The sequence below is a fragment of the Pseudomonas sp. SDO5522_S412 genome (assembly GCF_054071215.1).
Genome location: NZ_JBSVWQ010000104.1, coordinates 1 through 21,051, shown reverse-complemented (window position 1 = coordinate 21,051; position 21,051 = coordinate 1). Strand labels below are relative to the sequence as shown.

18 protein-coding genes are annotated in these 21,051 nt (G+C 62.0%); 8 read left to right on the top strand and 10 right to left on the bottom strand.

The window, feature by feature from the left end:
* Positions 1–85 precede the first annotated feature (85 nt).
* From ACW9I6_RS19930 to ACW9I6_RS19920, 3 genes are all read right to left on the bottom strand, one after another.
* Positions 86–1,315, bottom strand: a complete 1,230-nt coding sequence (locus ACW9I6_RS19930) for a M20/M25/M40 family metallo-hydrolase (protein ID WP_457339717.1) — start codon at positions 1,313–1,315, stop codon at positions 86–88.
* Positions 1,316–1,383: 68 nt separating this feature from the next.
* Positions 1,384–2,442, bottom strand: a complete 1,059-nt coding sequence (locus ACW9I6_RS19925; protein WP_023658718.1) for a diguanylate cyclase — start codon at positions 2,440–2,442, stop codon at positions 1,384–1,386.
* 78 nt (positions 2,443–2,520) lie between these two features.
* Positions 2,521–3,156 (bottom strand): LysE family translocator, encoded by a 636-nt coding sequence (locus tag ACW9I6_RS19920; RefSeq protein WP_457339716.1) that lies wholly within the window; start codon positions 3,154–3,156, stop codon positions 2,521–2,523.
* A 130-nt stretch (positions 3,157–3,286) separates the two neighbouring features.
* Between ACW9I6_RS19920 and ACW9I6_RS19915 the strand changes: the two genes are divergently transcribed.
* Positions 3,287–4,729, top strand: a complete 1,443-nt coding sequence (locus ACW9I6_RS19915) for an aminotransferase-like domain-containing protein (protein ID WP_457339715.1) — start codon at positions 3,287–3,289, stop codon at positions 4,727–4,729.
* Here the strand turns inward: ACW9I6_RS19915 and ACW9I6_RS19910 are convergent, their stop codons facing one another.
* Positions 4,730–6,196 carry a hypothetical protein gene (locus ACW9I6_RS19910; RefSeq protein WP_003210259.1) on the bottom strand — a complete coding sequence of 489 codons (1,467 nt, stop codon included), beginning with the start codon at positions 6,194–6,196 and terminating at the stop codon, positions 4,730–4,732.
* 174 nt (positions 6,197–6,370) lie between these two features.
* Here ACW9I6_RS19910 and ACW9I6_RS19905 point away from each other — a divergent pair, with 174 nt between their 5' ends.
* The gene (locus ACW9I6_RS19905) at positions 6,371–7,048 is read left to right on the top strand and encodes a sterol desaturase family protein (RefSeq protein ID WP_457339714.1); all 678 of its coding nucleotides are present in this window, start codon (positions 6,371–6,373) and stop codon (positions 7,046–7,048) included.
* Entirely contained in the window at positions 7,045–8,142 is a 1,098-nt protein-coding gene (locus ACW9I6_RS19900; protein ID WP_003210263.1) for an SMP-30/gluconolactonase/LRE family protein, read from the top strand. Before ACW9I6_RS19905 ends, ACW9I6_RS19900 begins: the two co-directional genes overlap by 4 nt.
* An 18-nt stretch (positions 8,143–8,160) precedes the next feature.
* Here ACW9I6_RS19900 and ACW9I6_RS19895 read toward each other — a convergent pair whose 3' ends face one another.
* The 5 genes from ACW9I6_RS19895 to ACW9I6_RS19875 all read right to left on the bottom strand — a co-directional run bounded on the left by ACW9I6_RS19895 (position 8,161) and on the right by ACW9I6_RS19875 (position 13,851).
* Positions 8,161–8,523 (bottom strand): hypothetical protein, encoded by a 363-nt coding sequence (locus ACW9I6_RS19895; RefSeq protein WP_003210265.1) that lies wholly within the window; start codon positions 8,521–8,523, stop codon positions 8,161–8,163.
* 2 nt (positions 8,524–8,525) lie between these two features.
* Entirely contained in the window at positions 8,526–9,509 is a 984-nt protein-coding gene (locus ACW9I6_RS19890) for a hypothetical protein (protein ID WP_457339713.1), read from the bottom strand.
* Positions 9,510–9,652: 143 nt separating this feature from the next.
* The gene (locus tag ACW9I6_RS19885) at positions 9,653–10,717 is read right to left on the bottom strand and encodes a lipocalin-like domain-containing protein (protein WP_457339712.1); all 1,065 of its coding nucleotides are present in this window, start codon (positions 10,715–10,717) and stop codon (positions 9,653–9,655) included.
* Positions 10,707–13,181, bottom strand: a complete 2,475-nt coding sequence (locus ACW9I6_RS19880) for an ABC transporter permease (RefSeq protein WP_457339711.1) — start codon at positions 13,179–13,181, stop codon at positions 10,707–10,709. Before ACW9I6_RS19880 ends, ACW9I6_RS19885 begins: the two co-directional genes overlap by 11 nt.
* Position 13,182: 1 nt before the next feature.
* Positions 13,183–13,851, bottom strand: a complete 669-nt coding sequence (locus tag ACW9I6_RS19875) for an ABC transporter ATP-binding protein (protein ID WP_307517264.1) — start codon at positions 13,849–13,851, stop codon at positions 13,183–13,185.
* A gap of 347 nt (positions 13,852–14,198) precedes the next feature.
* Here ACW9I6_RS19875 and pmrG point away from each other — a divergent pair, with 347 nt between their 5' ends.
* The 5 genes from pmrG (at position 14,199) to ACW9I6_RS19850 (ending at position 20,102) form a co-directional block, all read left to right on the top strand.
* Complete coding sequence (gene pmrG / locus ACW9I6_RS19870; RefSeq protein WP_457339710.1) at positions 14,199–14,882, top strand: lipopolysaccharide core heptose(II)-phosphate phosphatase PmrG; 684 nt, start codon at positions 14,199–14,201, stop codon at positions 14,880–14,882.
* A gap of 348 nt (positions 14,883–15,230) precedes the next feature.
* On the top strand, positions 15,231–16,886 hold the full coding sequence (gene arnT / locus ACW9I6_RS19865; RefSeq protein WP_457339709.1) for a lipid IV(A) 4-amino-4-deoxy-L-arabinosyltransferase: 1,656 nt from the start codon (positions 15,231–15,233) through the stop codon (positions 16,884–16,886).
* A gap of 60 nt (positions 16,887–16,946) precedes the next feature.
* Positions 16,947–18,467: an ArnT family glycosyltransferase gene (locus ACW9I6_RS19860; protein WP_003210278.1), complete on the top strand. Its 1,521-nt coding sequence runs from the start codon at positions 16,947–16,949 to the stop codon at positions 18,465–18,467.
* A 67-nt stretch (positions 18,468–18,534) separates the two neighbouring features.
* A complete protein-coding gene (locus ACW9I6_RS19855) occupies positions 18,535–19,296 on the top strand; it encodes a M15 family metallopeptidase (protein ID WP_177029207.1) in 762 nt (253 codons plus the stop codon).
* Positions 19,297–19,379: 83 nt separating this feature from the next.
* Positions 19,380–20,102: a L,D-transpeptidase family protein gene (locus ACW9I6_RS19850; RefSeq protein WP_003210282.1), complete on the top strand. Its 723-nt coding sequence runs from the start codon at positions 19,380–19,382 to the stop codon at positions 20,100–20,102.
* Here ACW9I6_RS19850 and ACW9I6_RS19845 read toward each other — a convergent pair.
* The gene (locus ACW9I6_RS19845; protein WP_457339708.1) at positions 20,069–20,929 is read right to left on the bottom strand and encodes an alpha/beta fold hydrolase; all 861 of its coding nucleotides are present in this window, start codon (positions 20,927–20,929) and stop codon (positions 20,069–20,071) included. The genes ACW9I6_RS19850 and ACW9I6_RS19845 overlap by 34 nt on opposite strands.
* Between the last annotated feature and the right edge of the window lie 122 nt (positions 20,930–21,051).

Genomic DNA, 21,051 nt, shown 5'->3' with positions numbered 1-21,051 from the left:
AGATGTCGACTGATAGACCGCATTCGCGAGCAAGCCCGCTCCCACACAAGCCCGCTCCCACATTTAGAGGTGTGGCGTTTTTAAGTCAGCGCTTGGAGAGCTCCATGATCATCCGGCTCAGCAGATAAATCCGCGGCGCCACGCTCTCCACCTCGGCATATTCCTCCGGCGTATGGATATTGCCCCCGACAATCCCGAACCCGTCCAGGGTCGGCGTACCCACGCCAGCCGACAAGCTCGCATCCGCCGCCCCGCCGCTGCCCTCAATGGTCAGCTTGCGCCCCAACTCGCCATAAATCCCCTGGGCAATCGCCACCAGCTTGTCCGACTCCGGCGTCTGCGGCATCGGCGGCAGGCCACGGTGCAAACTGGTGGTCACTTCAGTCTCGGGGATCAGCTTGTTGGCCGAGACCCGTGCCAGGTCTTTCTCGATCCGGTCAAACTCTTCCGGCAACGCCGCCCGTACATCCGCCTTGGCGGTGGCCTGGTCGGGGATCACGTTGACCCGGTCGCCGGAGTTGATCACGGTGAAGTTGATGGTGGTTTTCTTCTCGGCATCCCCCAGCTTGCCCAGTTGCAGAATCTGGTGCGCCGCTTCCATCGCCGCGTTGCGCCCCAATTCCGGGGCGACGCCGGCGTGGGCGGCCTTGCCCTTGACCTCGACCACGGCGGTGGCGCTGCCTTTGCGCCATACCACCAGGCCATCGGCCGGGCGACCCGGTTCCAGGTTGAGCGTCACGTCGTGGCCCTTGGCGGTGTTGCGGATCAGCTCGGACGCGCCGTCGGTGCCGGCTTCTTCGCTGGCGTCCAGCAGGAAGGTGATTTGTGCGTAGTCCTTGAAGCCCTGGTTTTTCAGGACCTTCAACGCGTAGATGCCGGCGACGATGCCGCCCTTGTCATCCATCACGCCCGGGCCATAGGCGCGGCCGTCCTTGATGTGGAACGGCCGGGCAGCCGCCGAGCCTTCCTTGAACACCGTGTCCATGTGGGCCATCAGCAGGATCCTGGCCTTGCCGGTGCCTTTGAGGGTGGCGACGACATGGCTGTTATGAGCCGCAGCATCCGGCACCAGCTGGATGCTGAAACCCAGTTGCTTGAGCTCGTCGACGGCGATGTCACGCACTTGGGTCAGGCCCGGCTCGTAGCCGGAGCCCGAATCGATATTCACCAGGCGCTCCAGCAGTTTCAAGGCATCGGCCTTGTACTGCTCGGAATCGGCCTGGATCTGTTTGTGAGGTTCGGCGCTGAAGGCCGGCATGGCGAAAGACAGCGCCAGGGTGGCTGCCAGTAAGCTGCGTGGGAAGTTGAAGAGCATGAACCGATCCTTGTTTTTGTTGGAAGGTAGCGCTCCACCCTACCTGACAAACACCGATTTGTTGATCCTCAGATCGACCTCAACCAACTTCCCTGCACCGAACTGACCCGGTTGCGCCCGCTGCTCTTGGCCTCGTACAAGGCCTGGTCGGCATCGTTCAGCCAACTGGTGGCGTCGGCGTGTGCCGGCCGGTATGGCGCCAGGCCGATGCTCAGGCTGGCGCGCAAGGTCGGGTCCTGTGCGTAGGCCAGGGAGTTGAAGCGATCACGCAGGGCGTCCATCACCTCGGTGGCGCGGTTCAGGGGCATGTCCGGCAGGATCACGCAGAATTCGTCGCCGCCATAGCGCCCGGCGAGGTCCGTGGCCCGCAGGTTCTGGCGCAGCACTTTGCTCAACTGGCGCAGCACGATATCGCCGGTGACATGGCCGTAGGTGTCGTTGATGGTCTTGAAGTGGTCGATGTCGATCAACGCGATGGCGGCGCCCTGCTGGTCGCGGCGGCAGCGCTGGAACTCGATTTCCAGGTGGTCTTTCCAGGCGCCGTGGTTGAGCAGGCCCGACAGGCTGTCGGTGCGGCTCAGGGCCAGCAACTCGCGCTTGTGCCGGGCCAGGGTGATCGCTTGCCGGTAACAGATCCAGCCCAGCGCCAGGGGATACAGCATCAGGATTGGCAGGCAGGCGTAGAGCTGCACTTCACTGGTGAGGGCGGTCACCGCCGGAGTGAACACCAGCATCGAGGCGCCGATGCCCAGCGCCTGGGCCACCCAACCGGCGAGCATGAAGCGCGGGCCGCCGATGGCGACGTTGTTCATGGTCATCATCGACAAGGTGGTCACGCTGGGCAGCGGGTTGAACTGCATGGCGCCAACCCAGAACCCGCCGCAAAACGAGTCGAACAGCAGGTTGCGGTGTTCCGAGCGCAGGGAGTTTTTCGAGTGCCGCGACCATTGGTAGGCCACATGCGGCCAGATGAAGGCATTGGCGATCATCACTCCCCAGACCCAAGCGGATTTATCCAGCGGGTAGATGGCGGCGGCCACACAGACAAACCCGAGGGTCAATCCCAGGGTGCGCGACTTGTACAAGCGTGAAGCGAGCGAAAGTCCGTTTCCTCCTGCGGCTGGCATGTCTGGCTTGATCCTGGATGAATGCCCGAAGTCTATCAGGGCACCGGCAGATCGCCACTACCGCTCATAAGCTGACCTTCAGCTGGAAAAGCCCCGGGCCAACATCAGCGCCACCCCCAGCAGCAACACCGCCGTGGCCCGTTGCAGCAACACCCGGCGCTTGGGGTTTTCCATCACGTGCTTGATGCGTTGGCCGAAGTAGCAATACAGGCACCCGCTGGCAAATTGCAGCAGCAGGAAGGTCAGGCCGAGGATCGCGATGTCGGCGGCGGCGCTGCCCTGGCCGATGGCGGCGAACTGCGGGAATACCGCGCTGAACAGAATGATCGCCTTGGGATTCGACAACCCGGTCAGCAGGCCCTTGCCGAAAAGACTGCGGGCATTTTCCGCAGTTGCATCGTTGGTCTTGATGGTCACTCCGCTGCTGGTCCATTGCTTGTAGGCCAGGTAAAGGATGTAGGCCACGCCTACCACCTGGATGATCCGGGTGATCAGCGGGTAATCCTTGACCAGCTCGGAAAAACCCACGGCAAAGATCAGGATCGACACCAGGTAGGAAACACTCGCCCCGAACTGCGCCGGCAGGGAGCGGCGCAGGCCGTCCTTCAGGCCGAGGCTGAGCAACAACAAGGTCATGGGCCCGGGGCTGAAGGCCAGGGTGGTGCACAGCAACAGGAAATACAAAAACGAAGACAGCGTCAGCGCGGTGGCCATGGCGTGGAATTTCACAGCAGGAAAGAGGGCTTGCAGTCTAGGGCGCACGTGCCGCCACAGGCAGGTAAACTCTACGGATATACGCGCAGACTTTACCGGTGAAGTTGGCGGCAAACTTAAGGACAGTGTGATGCCCATTCCTGCGATTCAGTTTCATGACCGAGCACCGAAGGTGCAGCAGATCGTCGATGCCCTGGCCCATGCGATCGAGCAAGGCGAATTGGCCGCTGGCAGCAAACTGCCTTCGGTGCGTGAGTTGGGAGCCTTGCTGGGCGTCGGAAAATTCACCATGAATGAAGCGCTGGATCGCCTGCGCGGGCGTCACCTCCTGACCTCCAGCCAGGGCCGCGGGCACTTTGTCGCCAGCAGCCTGGCACAGCCGTCGTCCAGCACCTGGGTCGACTTGCTGCCCCAGGACTTGCTCAGCGTACTGCGCCGCCCCCTGGCCATGGCCCAGGGCGACCTGCGCCCCGGCGGCGGCCATCTGCCGGAAGACTGGCTGGATTCCGAAGCCCTGCGCCAGGCCATGCGCAGCGCAGTGCGCGCCCCTACTCTGCGCATCGCCGGGCTGGGCACCCCGGCGGGCCTGCTGCCGTTGCGCCAGGCGCTGCAACAGAAACTGCACGGTGAAGGGTTGTCGGTGCCGGTGGAACAAATCATCACCACGCCCAACACGGTGCAAGGCCTGGACATGCTCATGCGCCTGCTGGCGCGGCCCGGGGACACGGTGCTGCTGGATGCACCGTGTTATTTCAACTTCCACGCGAACCTGGCGTTGCATGGGGTCAAGGTGGTGACGATCGCCCGGCGGCCTGACGGGTTTGATTTTGTCGCGCTGGAGCAGTTGCTGGCGCAGCACCGTCCCAGCCTGTACCTGACCACCAGCGTGTTGCACAACCCCACCGGGCATTCATTCAGTCCGAGCCAGGCATTTCGGCTGTTGCAACTGGCTCGGGAGTATCGCTGCCATATCGTTGAGGATGATCTTTACGGGGATTTGCACCCTAACCCGCCGCCGCGTCTGGCGACTTTGGCGGGATTGGAGCAGGTGACGTACCTGTCGGGGTTTTCGAAGGTGCTGACGGCGAACGCGCGGGTCAGTTATGTGGTGGCGGCGCCGCAATTGGCGGCGAATCTGACCAATATGAAGTTGATGAGCGGCGGCATAACGTCCGAGCTGTTCGAACAGATTGTGTATCGGCTGCTGAGTGAGGGTGGGTATGCCCGGCATCGCAAGCGCATGGTTCAGCGGCTGCTGGAGGCCGGTGGGCGGGTTGAGCAGTGGCTGCGGCGTTGCGGGTGTGAATTGCCGATGGGATATGAGGGCGGGATGTTCATCTGGGCGCGGTTGCCGGCCGGGGTGAATGGTGAGCGGCTGGCTGAAGCAGGGTTGAAGCGTGGGATGGTGCTGGCGCCGGGGGCGTTGTTCGGGTATGAGCCGGGGTTGCGGGATTTCATGCGGTTTAATGTGGCGCATTGCGACGAAGGGCGGGTTCAGGCGCAGTTTGAAGGGTTGCTGGGGGCGCCAACCCGAAGAGTTGGCGCCGGGGTTACGGATCAAGCGGAGGGTTGATCACCGTTCACTGGAGATCACGCGCTGGCTGCAGATATGAGCCATGCTCACCGGGGTAGCGTCGCCACCCACGCCGACATCCGGGTACTCCTCGATGCGCAGGCGCCAGACGGCGAAGTTGTAGTTGGTCTCCCAGGTATTTTTGTAACCCGAGTCGTAGGACACATACCTGACAGTCGCCTCACCCGCGCAGTTGCCCAGGTTGACCGTACCGGATGCCGCGCCCGACACGCCGGTTACCGAACCGTAGTAAGGGATGTACACCGGCAGGTAGGTATTACGGTTGACGTGCTTGTCGAGTTGCAGATACGGGGTCAATCCCTGCAGGCGTTTACCGGTGCTGTCGGCCCAGGTCACGGCCCAGCTCAAGTCACGTGCCGCCTGGGTGGTCATGAACGGGTCGTAGTCATTGGCCGAAGCCGGGATCCGCACCACGTTGTCACCTTGCACACTGTGGCTCAACACCTCGGGTGTGGAGCCCAGCGACAGCTTGTAGCGCGCCGTAGCCTTCCAGGTTGCGGCCGGGTTAGGCCGCACCCGTACGTTCACCACACCATTAACCGATGGCGTTGGCCAGGTGATTTTCGCCTTGGGGCTGATCGGGATCCATTTGACGCCGTCAAAATACTCGGAAATCCACTGACCCCGATCGCTCTCGTTCACACCGTCGAAATAGGCACTGACCTTCTGCCCGCGCAGGGCCTTGAAGGAGAAGTAGTCTTCATCGGTCGCCGTGTCGGAGTTACCCGTGACGTAGTTCAGGGTATCCGGCAGTTGATAAGCCGTTTCGAAACTGTCGTTAGGCTCGAAATCGTCAATCGTCATGTTGATATCCACGCCGAAACTGAACGGCGAACCGTCAGCCGAATTGGCATGCATGAACCAGTAGTAGTCGCCAGGTGGCAGTACGCCAGCCAACACCTCGTTGGCATTGCCCGGGTTATCCGACGTGCCGAGAGAAGTGATGTTGTTCTGGCCGTCGTCCTGGAACAGGGTCAGGGACATGTTGGTGGCAGCACTCTGCCCTACCAGCATCACTGTCGCCCGTGCCTTTTGGGGCACGTTGAAGTGGTAGCAGACGTCGTTGCCGGTTTGCACACCGTCCAGGTTATACATCTGGTTGATACCGAGGGTCTGGCACAGCGGCGTGAACGCCTGGGCCGCCACGGCCTGGGCATCCACCTTGGCGCTATCTGCCTGTACAGGCTCGGCGACCACAACCCCGCTCAAGGCCTTGGCAGCCTGCACCGGCTTTTTCAGCTGCTGCGAGGTTTTGATTTTGTCCAGGAAGGCAGCCGACGCCTTCTGCGCCGTGACGTTGCCGCCACTCTTGAGGGCTTGTTGCACGGCTTGCTGCAACGGTTGCGGCGTCAAGTGTGCAGGAGATTGTTCGGCCAGGGCGCAGGCCGAAACGAAGCAGGACGCCGCGATGGCGGCTCCGAGCATGAACGCTTTTTTCGATTTCATTTTTTATCCATCCATAGTTAAAAAATTGAAGCTCAGGTGATCGGCGACATCCGGTCACCTGGGATGGAATGTAGGACATAACTGTATGCATGTACAGTATTTTTATGGAGGCAGGATAGATGCGCCAATCCCGACTACGCTCATCCCCAACAAAAACGACACCGAGCGCTCCCAATGACTCACCCCACCGAGGCTTTCCGCTCCACCTACCGCGCCAGCATCCACCCCTGCTACAACCCGTGGCTCCACGCTGGTTTCGTTTTCGGCTACGGCCTGCTCTGCGTCAGCCTGTTCTGGTCCACCACCCGGCAAATCCAGCTATTGGAATGGCTGGCCATCCCCCTCACCCTGATTTTCTTCAACCTGTGTATCTATCTCGTCCACCGTCACCTGGGCCATCACAAACACACCTTCGCCCGCCTGTTCTACGCCCGCCACACCGGCGACCACCACAGCTTCTTCACCCCCGATCACATGACCTACGACAGCCCTCGAGACTGGCGTGTCATCCTGTTCCCCGCCTGGCTCATCCTGGTCCACAGCCTGGTCATCACCCTCCCCGCCTGGTGGCTGCTCAAACACCTCAACCCCAACGTCGCCGGCCTGTTCGCCGGCTGCATGATCCTCGGCTACCTGCTCTACGAGTTTTTCCACGCCTGCGAACACCTGCCCCCCGACCACCCCGTGGCCCGCCTGCCGTGGATCCGCCAGATGCACCACCTGCACGCCCTGCATCACCGGCGCGAACTGATGCAGGGACGCAACTTCAACATCGTCCTGCCGCTGATGGACTACCTGTTCGGCACCCTGCATTGGGAACCGCCCACCACTGATCACCAGGAATCGTCATGAGTACCCGTCCAAGCAACGTTGGTCGTCTGGTCCTGCTGATCCTGACCGCCATCGTCGCCTTCCTGCTGCTGATGCCCACCAAAGTGCAACCGGTCAACTGGTCGCCGCCCAAGGCGCCATCCCTGAAGGACGGGCCCTACGCCGAAAACCAGCGCCTCAAGGACGTGAAAAGAACCGGCGCCCAGGACATCGCCGGGCCCGAAGCCTTGTTGCTGGATGGCAAAGGGTTCCTCATCACCGGCCTGCATGACGGGCGCATCATCCGCACGGCCCCCGAAAGCCACGTTCTCGAAGAGCTGACCAACACCCAGGGTCGCCCCCTGGGCCTGGCCCTGCATCCGGACGGGCGGTTGATCATTGCCGATGGGATCAAGGGCCTGCTCGCCCTCGACACCCAGCACAATCTCACCACCCTGGCCACCAGCGCCGCCGGCCTGCCGTTTGGCTTTGTCGATGACGTCACCGTCGACGCCGCCGGGCGTTATGCGTACTTCAGCGATGCATCAAGCCGATGGGGTTATGGGGAAGACGGCGAGGCGGTGATCGAGCACGGCGGTGACGGCCGTTTGCTACGGTATGACTTCAGCACCGGCCACACCGAGGTATTGCTGGACCAGTTGCAATTCGCCAATGGCGTGGCCCTGGGGCCGAACGAAGACTATGTGCTGGTCAACGAAACCGGCGCCTATCGCATCAGCCGCTACTGGCTCAAGGGCGACAAGGCCGGCGTCCACGACCTGTTTATCGACAACCTGCCGGGCCTGCCGGACAACCTCAGCTTCAACGGCAAGGACCGGTTCTGGGTTGCCTTGTATTCACCGCGCAACCCGCTGCTCGACGGTTTTGCCGGCTACCCGCTGATGCGCAAGATCATGGTACGGGCACTGATGGTGGTGCCCAAGCCCATCGAGCGTAAGGCCTTTGTGCTCGGGCTGGACGTGAACGGCAAGGTCATCGCAAACCTGCAGGATGGCAGCAGCGGTAACTACTCGCCCGTCACCACGGCACGTGAGTACGGTGACTGGTTGTATCTGGGTTCGCTTAAAAACACCGGTATGGCGCGCTTGCCACTCAAGGTGGCGTTGGCGCAATAACGAAAAAAAGCCCCTCGGCTATGGCTTGGACCAGACCTCCCAAATGATTGCCAGGACCATCAAAACCATTCCGCCGTAATAGGGCCATACTGCCCATCGCTTCAGGGCCACGGGGACGGACGTCAACTCTGCCTCAGTTACCTCGCCCTTTTTCAAATGGCGTTTTGGCATGGACAGCAGCTCGACGATCACAACCATTCGCATGGTTTTGTCGATCGGCAGATTCCTGCGCCAAAAACGCTTGGTGCGTTGAACGGCCTCGTTTTCGGTGAAATAGCTTTCCAACTCATCGAGTTTTCTGTACGCGACGAAGAGCAACAGTCCCAAGTTGATAAGCATCCATAAAAGCAACGTAACAGTGAAAAAATCATAATAAGACATGATCAAGCCCCATCAGGCTGATACATCAGGTCACCCATCATTTCTCCACCCCATTCACCGGCACGCCCAAACGTATTCCCGGCGGCATAACCTCCGGCAGCACCGCCGATGATCCCGCAGACCAGCGCACCCTGCCCTTTCACCGCAACTCCCATGACTATCCCGCATAAACGTCTCCCGAGCGCAGCCCCCAGAGTCCCTCCAATAGCGGCCCCGCCTACCCCGCCCACCAACTTCCCACCCTGCACATACTTCGCCCGTCTACACATCGCCTCCCGCCCCTCCATACATGCTTCCTTGATCTCCAACCCCGCCACACCCACATCCAACGCCAACCCCACATACGTCCCCTTGCCCAAAAACCTCGACGTCTCGGCAATGCTGCGAATCCGCTGCGTGTAGCCCACGATTTCACTCTTGTGCAGATAACTCTTGGTGGAAATACCCAGTACTTTTTTCAGTGACTTATTGGTTTTCAGGCTCGTGCCAAATCGCGCCGCACCTTGAAGTTGAGTATCCAAGCGCCGGAACAACATCTGCCGCTTCTGGATAAACGCTTTCTTATTCAAGGCTCCATCCTTGAGTTGTTGATGCAAACGCTCAATTTCTTCCAGAGTGCGCTGAACCTCGTCCAGGTGTCGCCCCCAGGCCGCCGTCGAACTGCCGACTCCCACCGAGCTATAAGCCAATAAACTCTGGAATAGATCATAGTTATTGATCACCGCCGCCCCAGCCGAGGCATCCAACTCCAGATTGCGCTGAATCTCCTGGGCATGGCGCATCAACCATGCATCATCAGTAGTGCAAGCCACAGCGTAGGCATCGGGAACGATCACCATCTGCCCCGGCGTCACCAGGCTTGCCTGACGCAAATGCAGGTTCAACGCGTCGAATTGATCGGAAAGTTGCCCACTGGCCCCGGTCAGTAACCGGGATTTCAAACTGAGGTAGTCCGTGGTGCGGTCATTGATGTATCCCTGCGCCATCACTTACATCCCTGATGTAATGGATATGGCGCAGGAATATAGGCAGGCGAACACGGCCCGGACACAAGGTTGGAACAGCTGAAATTACATTTGGGAAATCACCTACCTGGCAGGTAATCAAGGCCTACAAAAAATCGTCGGACTCAATACCCCGTCATCTCCAGATACCCCACCCCACCCTGAAATTTCACCGGCCCCTCCCAGTAAGGAATGCTCAGGTTCATCCAGGCCTTTGGGTTGACCGCTTCCGTGGTGATATCCAGATGTTTGCCCGGGATCTTCAATGACCACTGGGTGGGAATGCTGCGCCCATCAATGGCAGTCGTGCCCAGCGGCGTCAGTTGAATATCCTGGTTGTGCAGGGTCTGTGTGTGGCCCTCTTTGTCGATCCAGGTGCCGGTCAGGTAGGACGGTCCGTCTTTCTGCCGCACCCGAAACAGCATCAATTGCTCGCCACTGTCCAGGTGCAGGGAGAACCAGTCCCAGCCAGTCTGGCTGGCGGTCAGGGGCTGGCTGCTCCATTCGCGATCGAGCCAGGCGTTGCCGGTGACTTGGTAAGATTTTCCATCGATGGTCACGCGGCCATCTGCCTGGAAAAACGGCTGGCTGTAGTAGTACGACGCCTGGCCCTGGTCGGACTTGCGGCTGTAGCCGTTATCCCCCTGGAGCACCAGCGGGCGGCTGGAGGTCAGGTGCAGGTCGTAGTTGAAATGCTCGCCTGCAGCCTTGAGTTGCATGTCCGCCAGGGGGCTGGCTGCACCGGGGCGGGTGGCGAAATTCCAGTCATCGATCCAGGCATTGAACGGCACCGGCTGGGCCCCCGCCTGCCCCACGCCGCCGCGGGCGTAGCGTTCGCTAGCGTAATGGCGGGTGGCCGAGGTGACGGCGGCGTGGCCGAGCCAGATCGTCGAGTCGTGCCAGCCGGGTTGTGTCGGGCCGGCCTTGAGTGCGTTGCGAAACAGCGTCCATTGCACGCCGTAGGCATTGCCCTCGGCATCCTTCAGGTTGGCGGTGAGGTACCACCATTCGATGCGATAGCCGTCATGGGGGCCATGGTCCTGGGGAAAGCTGAAGACCTTGCCGGGCACCACCTGGGCAAAGTCCGCGGCCTGGCTGCCCAGTCCGGCGAAGCTTTCTTCAGGTGCAGGTGGTTTGTCGCAGGCGCCCAGCAGCAGGAACGTCGCCCATAACAGGTACTTAATCTTCATTGGCAAAGGTCCTCAGCAAATCCGCCGGGCGACTGCGGTACAGCTGCCACAACGGCCAGGCCGAAGCCAGCAAGGTGGCCAGCATCGCCAGGCCCAGCAGTTGCGCCAGTTGCCCCGGGAACACCTGCAACGGCAGGCGCCAGCCGAAGGCCTGGACGTTGATCACCACGTCCAGGCACCACGCCAGCAGCAAGCCCAGCGGCAACGCCAGCACCAGGGTCAGCACCGCCAGCAGCCAGGTCTGGCCGAGGTTGAGCAGCATCAATTGGCGTCGTGTCACGCCCAGCGCCCACAGCGGGGCCAACTGGCCAAGACGGCTTTGGCTCTGGGTCAGCAGGCTGATGAACAACGCCACGCCGGCGACGCCCAGGGTCAGGCTGTTAAGGGCGGCGGTGGCGGCAAAAGTTCGTTCGAATACCTGGCTCGACCAACCCTTGAGCTGCTGCTGGTCGACGATGCGGCTGTCTTCGAGGGCAAACCGTTCCTGTACTGCACGCACCAGCGGCGGCACGTTGCCCGGCAAAACCCGCAGGTTGAAACGCGCCGGCGACAATCCCGGCCAGTGCTGCAACAGGTGCCGCGAATTCACCAGCAAGTGGCCCTTGGGGTTGCCGTAGTCGGCATAAATCCCCACGACCTTCGGCGACCATGGACCTTGGGGCGTGGGGATGCTGACCACATCGCCCAGCCGCACCTTGAGCCGGCGTGCCATTTGCTCACTGAGCATCAGGCTGTCGTCCTGCAACAACTGGCTCCATGGGTTCGCCGCCGCTTCCAGCAGCGGCCAATGCTGGCGATAAGTAGGGTCGTCGACCACGCCGAACAGGTCCGCTGGCCACCCCTGCAACTGCACCGCAACCTGCCAGGTCGGCAGCACTGTCTGCACCAGGGGCTGCTGTACCAGCCAGGTTTGCAGCGCCTCGGCCTGGGCCGGGTTTTGCGGGTTGAGGTACAACTCGGCGGTCAGGCGTTGTTCCAGCCAGTTGTTGAAGGTCTGGCGAAAGCCCGAGGTCATCGAGCCCGCGCCGATATTGGCGGCCAACGCCAGCAGCAAGGCCATCAGCGCCAGGCTCAGGGCCGGCAACTGCTGGCGGCAATCGGCGAGAAACCATTGCCCCAGCACCGAACGGCTGCGCCCCAATACCGCCTTGAGCACGCCATTGAGCACCACCGGCAAGCCCAGCGCAGCGCCCAGCAACAAGGCCGCCATCAATACAAAACCACTGGCCAGGCTATCGCCAAATACCAGTGCCAACAGCGCAACCAGTAAGGCCGAACCCGCCACCCAGCCCTGGCGTCGCAGCCAGCGCCCATGGGCCTGGTGCCAGGCCTGGGCATTGGCCAGCGCCAACAACGGCAAACGCGCCGCCCGCCACAGGCTGCTGGCCCCGGCGAGCAACGCGCCGAGCAAACCCAGGCCCAGGCCACTGAGCCACCACAGCGGGCTGAGGCTCAGTTGGCCGGGCACCTCGGCGCCATACAGACCGCGCAAGCTGGCGGCTACATCCGGCAGCAACAGGCTGGCCAGCAAGTACCCGCTGGCCACGCCCGCCAGGCCACCCAGCACGGCCAGGCCACCGAGTTCCACCGCCAGGCTGAGGATCAGCATCCGCGCACTGATCCCGCACGCCCGCAAGGTTCGCAGCAGGCCGCGCCGCTGCTCCAGCGCCAGGCCGATGGCGGCATGCACGATAAACAAGCCCACCACAAAGGACAGAAAGCCCAGCGCATCGAGGTTCAGATGGAAGCTTTCAGTGAGGCGCGCGAGGTTGTTTTCCTCGGCCTGCTTGAGCTGCAGTTGCGCGCCCAGTTCCGGCGGCAGGGCGGGATGCGCGGCGGCAAAGGCCTTGTCCAGCAGCAACCGCGACAGGCGTTGGGGCATGTCCAGCAGCGGTTGGGCGAAGCCGATATCGGTCAGCAATACGCCAGGGGCCATGTCCGCTTGAACATGCAGCGGCGGCAGCACCAGCCCGGCAGCTGTCAGCGGCTGGTCGCCCTCTTTCAGGCCCAGAGACTGCAAGGTCTGCGGCGCGATCCAGGTGCGTCCCGGCGGGTTGAAGAACGCGACCATCTGCGCCCGGTCCAGGGTCTGCCCGGCCAGCGCGCCACCGCCGGGCAACGACACCGGGTCGATGCCCATCACTTGCAGGCGCTGGTCTTCATGACCCTTGAGCTGCACGCGGCCCTGCACCACCGGCGACACCGGCCACCCGGCGCGGCGCAGGTCGGCAAACAGCGCCTGGGGGAAGCTCGCACCGTCCGGTGCACTGAGGCTGGCCTGGGGTTCGCCGCCGATCAGCTGGCTGGCCCGCGCGTAGCTGTCCCGCGCCTGGCTGTTGAGGGCTTGCACGCCGGTCAACAGCGCGGTGGCCAGCCACAGGCCAGTGAGCACACTGAAGAATTGCACAGGGTGGCGCCGCCAATGGCTGAGCAGCGCGCGCAGTGTCCAATAGAAGACCCGCATGTCAGCGGGCGTCCGCAGCGAGTACCTGGCCGCGGTGCAATACCACCTGCTGGTCAAGGCGCGCCGCGATGCGCGGGCTGTGGGTGACCATCAGCAAGCTGGTGGGGCTGTCCCGCAGCAGGTCCAGCAGCAGTTGCAGCACTTCGTCGCTGGTGCCTTCGTCGAGGTTGCCGGTGGGTTCGTCCGCCAGCAGCAAGCCGGGGCGCGATGCCAGGGCTCGCCCTACCGCTACCCGTTGCTGCTGGCCGCCGGACAGTTGTTCGGGGTAACGCTTGAGCAAGTCACCCAAGCCGAGTCGCTCCACAAGCTGCGCTTGCCACGCCGGATCGAGGCGCCCGGCCAGGCGCGCCTGGAAGGCCAGGTTGTCTTCGACCCGCAGGCTGCCGATCAGGTTGAACTGCTGGAACACCAGGCCGATCTCGGTGCGACGCCAGTGGGCCAGTTGCGCCTCACTCATCTGGTCCAGGCGCTGATCGCCGACCTGGATGCTGCCACGGTCGACCTGGTCGAGCCCGGCCACCAAATGCAGCAGCGTGCTTTTGCCACTGCCCGACTCACCCATCAACGCCAGGCTGCTGCGCGCTCCCAGGTACAGGTCGACACCCGCCAGCACGGTCAACGGCCCCTGCGGCGTGCCATAACTCTTGAATACCCCTTGTACCTGCAGCATCACCCCTCCCCACAAGCTTCTGGACTTAAGCCGGAGAATAACGGTTGTCACATTTTTATGTCACAACCATGGGCAAAAGGAGCGCCCCATGACCCCCTGCAAATTTTTCACATCGATTTCACCCGGCTGCCACCTGCTGCACTTTAAATTGCCGCCCATTGGCAGATAACAGGCTGGTTATTTCAAACGCCCGTTAGTACAAGTGAACAATTTTTTATATCGGTATGTTCAGCAAAAAGACAGCGCCCCTGTGACACGCTTTTGCATATTCCCGCATCAGCGCTACTCACTTGGCGCCTGCCTGACTTGCTGCTGCCAGTTACCGGATTAACGCCTGGAAGTTACCAATGGTGAATAGTGTGGTTGACCTGACCCTGAGCAAGTCTCGCTCGCGCTGGGCGTTTGTAAAACAGCTGAACAAACTGTGGCTGGGCGTGGCAGGTATCGTAATGGCCAGCCTGGCAGTAACGGCGTTCATCTGGTGGCCAAGATCGCCGCTGGACCTGGGCGTGGGCCACCGCCTGCTCAGCTCCGGAACCCTGGAAGCCTGGCGCAACGGAGACTTGGTGGTGCTGGTCCGCCATGAGGAACGCTGTGACCGCTCCAACAACCCTTGCCTGGGCCCGGCAGACGGCCTGACCACGCTCGGCTCGTTGTCTGCAAGTGCCGTGGGCAAGGCCTTCCAGACCCTGGGCATGGAAAACACCGACGTACTGAGCAGCCCCACCACCCGTACCGCGCAGAGCTCGCTGTTCATGTTCGGCAAGGCCGAATTGTCACCCGGGCCCCTGGCCATCTGCGGCCCTGCCATCGGCGAGGAACTGCGCCCACATAAACACGCGGACCGCAACCTGCTGGTGGTCACCCACAGCGCCTGCATCAGCGACTTCGAGGAGGCATTGGGCTACTCACACGCTGCCCATGCCGAGTACGGCAGTGCATTGTTTGTAAAGCTGCTGCCCGATGGCAAGTTCAAGGCGCTGGGTATTTTGAACAGTAAGGACTGGGCCGCCGTGCTTAAACAACTTTAGAACACTTCTTAACATTTAATCATTCAAGTTCGTTCAGCAAAAAGACAGCCAGACCGTGGCATCGTCTATGGTTTTAATTGAATTTTTGTCAAAAATTTATTAGCTCACTAACTTTTCACAAGTTAACAACATGACGATGACCTTCGATGACTTATTGGACGCCACACGTTTAACGAGCTTGACTGGGGCACAGGGATATTCAGTTTCGCCCCCCACTAACAGACTGTTTAAGGAATAACGTTCTGTGCCGCATTTCTACCCGACCACGACCACCTTCCACCCCTCGCGCATGGCTGATCCAGCGCTCGCGCTGATTCACCGTCAATACCGCTTGAGAGTGCAATAGCCATGACCCGCCTTAAACCATTGCCCGTATTGCTACTGGCATTCGTGATGTTCTATCTGTTGCCACTGGGCCTGCATGGCCTATGGATCCCTGACGAAACCCGCTACGCCCAGATCAGCCAGGAAATGCTCATCAGCGGCAACTGGGTGGCACCGCACTTCATGGGCGTGCGCTATTTCGAAAAACCCGCAGCCGGCTACTGGCTCATTGCACTGGGCCAGGCGTTGTTCGGTGAAAACCTGTTCGGCGTGCGCATCGCTTCCGCCCTGACCACCGGCCTGAGCGTCGTGCTCGCCTACCTGATCGCCCGCCGGCTGTGGAACGACCCGCGCAAGAGCTTCGCCTGCGCGCTGCTCTACATGAGTTTCGGCCTGGTGGCCGGGCAAGCCGGTTATTCCAACCTGGATCCGCAATTCACCTTTTGGGTCAACCTGAGCCTGGCGGCGCTGTGGTTTGCCCTCGACAGCTCCACCCCCCGTGCGCGCCTCGCCAGCTGGACGTTGTTGGGTGTGGCCTGCGGCATGGGTTTCATGACCAAGGGTTTCCTGGCGTGGTTGCTGCCGGTGTTGATCGCCCTGCCTTACATGCTCTGGCAGCGTCGCCTGGGGGAACTGCTGCGCTACGGGCCGCTGGCGATTCTGGTGGCGGCCGTGGTGTGCCTGCCCTGGGCACTGACGATCCACCTGCAGGAACCGGACTACTGGCGTTTCTTCTTCTGGCACGAGCACATCCGCCGGTTTGCCTCCGACAATGCCCAGCATGCACGACCCTGGTGGTTCTACCTGCCGCTGATGGTGGTGTCGTGCCTGCCGTGGGCGGCGCTGCTGCCGGCGACAGTGTGCAAGGCCTGGAAGGAAAAGCGCCAACCGGCCATCGTCTTCCTGGCGCTGTGGTTGCTGCTGCCCCTGGGCTTTTTCAGCCTGAGCAACGGCAAGCTGCCGACCTACATCATGCCGTGCCTGCTGCCGCTGGCGCTGCTGATGGGCCATGCGTTGATCGACCTGCTGACCAACGCCCGCACCCGCGCGCTGCGCGTCAATGGCCTGCTCAACCTGGGCATCGGCCTCGCGGCGATGGTGACGCTGATCTACCTGCAAATCGACCGGCCGTTGTACGGCAACAGCCACAGCGAGATGTTCAACCTGTCCCTGACGTTCATCGTGCTGATGGGCTGGATGCTCGCCAACCTGCTTCAAGCCTTCCGCCCATTGGCGCTGTGGGCGATGCCGGCGTTGGGCATTGGCCTGCTGGTGGCGCTGTTGCCCGCCGGCATGCCGGCGGTGGTCGAAGATAACCAGATGCCTGACCAGTTCGTGCTCCAGCACCTGGACGAGCTCCAAAAGACGCAAGCGCTGCTGAGCAACGAACTGGAATCGGCGTCGGCCCTGGCATGGCGCCTGCGCCGGCCCGAAGTGACGCTCTACAACACTGAAGGCGAACTGCGCTACGGCCTGCAATACGCCGACTCGATGCACCGCAAGGTGGATCTCGACAGCGTTCAAGCCTGGCTCAAGCAGGCGCGCCAGCAAGGTTCGGTGGGCGTGCTGATGCGGGTCAGGAGCACCAGCGAAATGCGCGAAGCCGGCCAGCTGCCGTTGGGGGGCAAGCGTTATTACAAGGGTGACCTGGAGATCATCATCTACCCGCAATTGCCGTAACACAGGCGCCCTAATGTGGGGTGACCCCATTCAACACTCATCCCACATCGGAACCGCTCCATGAACTTCTGGAAAACCGAACGCGGCGCCCTGCTGCTGCTCCTGGGCGTGTCGGCCCTGATCCTGCTGCTGGGCCTGGGCGCCCGCGACCTGTGGGGCCCGGAAACCCGCTGGGCGAACATCACCCTGCAGATGCTGCAAAGCGGCGACTACTTCGACCCGTACCTCAAGGGCACCCCGTACTACGACAAACCCTTGCCGTCGTATTGGCTGATCACCGGGTTTGCCAACCTGATGGGCGGCCTGGGGCCGTGGTCGTTGCGCTTGTCATCGGTGATCTCGGCGTGGCTGAGCATCTGGCTGGTGTACCTGATCGGCGAGCAACTATTCCGCAAAGGCACCGGCCTGATTGCCGGCTGGATGCTCGCGACCACCTTCTACTTCCTCTTCTGGGCCCGGGTGGCCACGGCGGACGTGCTGACCGTATGCGGCGTGCTCGCCGCCGTCTGGTGGTATTGGCGCGGGCCGGACGATACGCGGCTGGGGCGCTACACGGTGTTCTTCCTGTTACTGGCGGCGACATCACTGTTCAAGGGTTTGATCGGCTTTGTACTGCCGGGCCTGGTGCTGTTGCCGCACTTGCTCAGCGAACAGCGCTACAAACGCCACCTCAACCTGCGGCTGGTGCTGGCCGTGATCATTGCCGGGGCGTTCTACGCGATCCCGTTTGTGCTGTCCCACCTCTACGGCGCACCGACCTACGGTGCAAGCGGCCTGGAACTGGTGTTCCGGGAAAACGTGGTGCGCTTCTTCGACCCGTTCGACCATATGGGTCCGATCTACACCTACCTGATCTACCTGCCGGCCTACACCTTGCCCTGGGCGCCGTGCTGGGTGCTGGGCCTGTGGCTCGCCGTGCGGCATTGGCGCGACACCCCGCCCAACACCCGTTGGCTGGTGTGGGGGCTGGGCCTGCTGTTTGTGTTCTTCACCGCCAGTGGCAGCCGGCGCAGTTACTACGTGCTGCCGCTGGTGCCGTTCGCGCAGTTGCTGGCGGCGTGGTGGGTCAGTGAGCGTATCGCCCGCAAAGGCACGGTCGGCCGGGGTTGGTACCGTGGGTTCGGCATCGCTGCCGGGGTGATGCTGCTGGTACTCGGGGTGGTGTATCCGTGGACCAATGGCAATGGCGGCGTGACCCGTTTCGCCGAGGACGTTCAAGCGCAAGCAGTGAAAAGCGCGCCATGGAACGCGTGGCAGATGGTGATGGTGGAAGTCGACAACAAGGTACCGATGTACCTGCAAAATCACGGGACGCCGTTCTACTACGTTGCCGAAACCCAGGACTTCCCGCGCCAGGGCGACAGTGCGGCGTTCATGGGCTGGCTGGAAAAAACCAGCGGCCGCACCTTTGATCCCAAGCGCACAATTATTGTCGCGCAGTCCACCAAGGATGACCCGACGCCGCTGGCCTACCTGGGCAACGATCATCAGGTCATCACTACCCAGCCGGACAATGGTGAACGGTTGTTCCACAAGCGTGACGGTGGCAGCGTGGCATTTGTGCCCAACGCCGCGCCGTAGCACTGGCGGCATGGGGCGGGCATTGCTAGTGTGGCGCGCTTAAGCCACCGTCCGAGCCCGGCCCGCCATGCCCTACTCTTCCCTTTCCCTTGCCGCCCTGAGCCTGATAGTGCTCGCCACGCCGGTAGCGGCAGACACGCCGATGCCGGCCAACATGGTTTACCTGCGCAGCCTCGACCCGAGCATCGCCCAGGACATTCGCTACGCCAGCCCCCACAACTTCACCGGAGCGCCGCTGGACGGCTACAACGCAGCCGAATGCGTGCTGTCTGCCGACGCGGCAAAGGCACTGGTACGGGTCCAGGCCGAGTTGGCCAGGCAGGGTTACGGCTTGAAGGTCTTCGACTGCTATCGTCCCAGCCGTGCCGTGGCGAACATGGGCCGCTTCGCCAGCCTGCCGGGGGATCCGGCCAAGGCCGAGTTCTACCCCCGGGTGAACAAGCAGGATTTCTGGCGCCTGGGCTACGTGGCCAAGGTTTCCAACCACTCCCGGGGCGCGGCAGTGGACGTGACCCTGACCGGTCCCGATGCGCGGCCAGCCCAGGCCTGGAGCGCCGACACCGCGGCGGTGGATTGCGCCGCCGGTTACGGTCGACGCTTGCCCGATGGCGGCCTGGACATGGGCACCGGTTTTGATTGCTTCGACGAAATGGCCCACACCAACAGCCCCCACATCAGCCAGGCGGCACGCCAGAATCGCCAACGGTTGAGCGCTGCGATGGCCAAGGAAGGCTTTACCGGTTATGCCGGCGAATGGTGGCACTTCACCTACAGTCGCAATCCGGTGCGGGCCGAGCCGATGGACTTCCCTATCGAACCGCTGCGGTAACATCACAACACAGCTTCAGCTTGATAAAGCCCGGGGCAAAAACTAGCGTTTGAGGTTTCCCTCTTTTCAAGGACTGAACGCCGTTGAACACGCTCATCAAAACCTGCGCGGCGCTGCTGACGCTGCTTTCAAACGTGGCACTCGCGCAAATCCCCGAGACCAGCCGGCAACTGATCGTGGTCACCACCCCGGGCTGGAACGCCCTCCAGGGCACCGCACAACGCTATGAGCGGCACGGGCAAGGCTTTCAGAAAGTCGGCGAACCCTTTGCCATCGTGGTCGGTAAAAACGGCATGGCGTGGGGCACCGGCCTTACGACGCCCACCCCCGACCAGCAGCCGCTCAAGCATGAAGGCGATGGCAAGGCCCCGGCCGGCATCTTCAAACTCGGCGGTGCCTTCGGCTACGCCCCCACCGCTGACACCCGCTTGCCTTACGCGGCCAGTACCGCCACCCGCGAATGCGTGGATGACAGCCAGTCCAGCCATTACAACACCCTGGTGGACAGCTCGGCGGTGAACAAGGACTGGACCAGTTCCGAGCGGATGCTGCGCAAGGACCAGCTGTACCGCCAGGGGATTTTTGTCGAGCACAACACACCGGCTTTGGCCAACGGCGGCTCGTGTATTTTCCTGCATATCTGGCGCAGCGTCAGTTCGGGAACATTGGGCTGCACGGCGATGGACCCGGTGAATATCCAGGCGTTGTTTGCCTGGCTGGACCCGCGAGAAAACCCGCTGCTGGTGCAACTGCCCGCCGCGCAGTACGACCTCTACCGTGAGCGCTGGAAACTGCCGTCCCGCTGAGCTGACAACAGGCGTTGAAATGCGGCCAATACCTCGCCGGGTTTTTCAAGCATGAGTTGGTGGCCGCATTCGGGCAGCAACTGATACTCGGCATTGGGCAAATGCCGGGCGAGTGCTTCGCCGCCGCTGGCCGGGGTCAGGCCGTCGGTGTCGCCGGCCAGCACACTCACGGGCAAGGTCAGGGTGAGCAGTGCATTGGCGTCTGGCCATTGGACGTTTTTCATCAGGGCCTTGAACATGTACAGCGGGTTGCGCTCGGTGAGTTTTTCTTCGTAGGCGACCAGTGCGGGGTCGGCCTTGGCGTTCCATGCCGCCTGGCGGAAACCTTTGGCCAGCAGTGGGCGCAGCCATTCCAGGAGCCATGCGGGTAGACGCATCAGGCCGCCGCTCCGGCTGATGCTGTGGAGTCGGGTGCCCAGCAGCAATACGGCTTCGATGGGGATCGCGGGTTTGGCCAGCAAGGCGCTCAGGGTCAGGCCAGTGCCGAAGGAGTGGGCGACGATGAGGTTGCGGGAGCGGCCGTAGCGCTTGAGGATTTCCAGGTAATCGGCGACCAGTTCGGGCCAGGCGTAAGCCTCGGGGTTGCGGGGTTTTGCGCTGGCGCCGTGGCCGAGCAGGTCCCAGGCGACCAGGCTGTAGCCTTGGGTTTTCAGGGATTGCCATTGGTGGCGCCACTGGTCCTTGTTGCCGCCGGCGCCGTGGCAGAAGAACACTACCGTGTCGGGTTGGGTGGTGCCCGCGTGATGGGTGATGCTCAGGTGACGGCTGGGGCGGATTTCCAGTGGTTGGCCCTGGATCACTGGCAGTTCGGTGAAAGAGGTCGGCATGGAGGTTTCTCAATAAGTGAAAGGGTTGAGTGTGGTGTAGCAACAGCAAAATCAAAGGCGGACACGATCCAAATGTGGGAGCGGGCTTGCTCGCGAAGGTCGTTAACGATGACGTGGGTATC

Bases quoted from the DNA above. Each gene is read 5' to 3' on its own strand.
- ACW9I6_RS19930 (WP_457339717.1), bottom strand. From the start codon at position 1,315: ATGCTCTTCAACTTCCCACGCAGCTTACTGGCAGCCACCCTGGCGCTG.
- ACW9I6_RS19925 (WP_023658718.1), bottom strand. From the start codon at position 2,442: ATGCCAGCCGCAGGAGGAAACGGACTTTCGCTCGCTTCACGCTTGTAC.
- ACW9I6_RS19920 (WP_457339716.1), bottom strand. From the start codon at position 3,156: ATGGCCACCGCGCTGACGCTGTCTTCGTTTTTGTATTTCCTGTTGCTG.
- ACW9I6_RS19915 (WP_457339715.1), top strand. From the start codon at position 3,287: ATGCCCATTCCTGCGATTCAGTTTCATGACCGAGCACCGAAGGTGCAG.
- ACW9I6_RS19910 (WP_003210259.1), bottom strand. From the start codon at position 6,196: ATGAAATCGAAAAAAGCGTTCATGCTCGGAGCCGCCATCGCGGCGTCC.
- ACW9I6_RS19905 (WP_457339714.1), top strand. From the start codon at position 6,371: ATGACTCACCCCACCGAGGCTTTCCGCTCCACCTACCGCGCCAGCATC.
- ACW9I6_RS19900 (WP_003210263.1), top strand. From the start codon at position 7,045: ATGAGTACCCGTCCAAGCAACGTTGGTCGTCTGGTCCTGCTGATCCTG.
- ACW9I6_RS19895 (WP_003210265.1), bottom strand. From the start codon at position 8,523: ATGTCTTATTATGATTTTTTCACTGTTACGTTGCTTTTATGGATGCTT.
- ACW9I6_RS19890 (WP_457339713.1), bottom strand. From the start codon at position 9,509: ATGGCGCAGGGATACATCAATGACCGCACCACGGACTACCTCAGTTTG.
- ACW9I6_RS19885 (WP_457339712.1), bottom strand. From the start codon at position 10,717: ATGAAGATTAAGTACCTGTTATGGGCGACGTTCCTGCTGCTGGGCGCC.
- ACW9I6_RS19880 (WP_457339711.1), bottom strand. From the start codon at position 13,181: ATGCGGGTCTTCTATTGGACACTGCGCGCGCTGCTCAGCCATTGGCGG.
- ACW9I6_RS19875 (WP_307517264.1), bottom strand. From the start codon at position 13,851: ATGCTGCAGGTACAAGGGGTATTCAAGAGTTATGGCACGCCGCAGGGG.
- pmrG (WP_457339710.1), top strand. From the start codon at position 14,199: ATGGTGAATAGTGTGGTTGACCTGACCCTGAGCAAGTCTCGCTCGCGC.
- arnT (WP_457339709.1), top strand. From the start codon at position 15,231: ATGACCCGCCTTAAACCATTGCCCGTATTGCTACTGGCATTCGTGATG.
- ACW9I6_RS19860 (WP_003210278.1), top strand. From the start codon at position 16,947: ATGAACTTCTGGAAAACCGAACGCGGCGCCCTGCTGCTGCTCCTGGGC.
- ACW9I6_RS19855 (WP_177029207.1), top strand. From the start codon at position 18,535: ATGCCCTACTCTTCCCTTTCCCTTGCCGCCCTGAGCCTGATAGTGCTC.
- ACW9I6_RS19845 (WP_457339708.1), bottom strand. From the start codon at position 20,929: ATGCCGACCTCTTTCACCGAACTGCCAGTGATCCAGGGCCAACCACTG.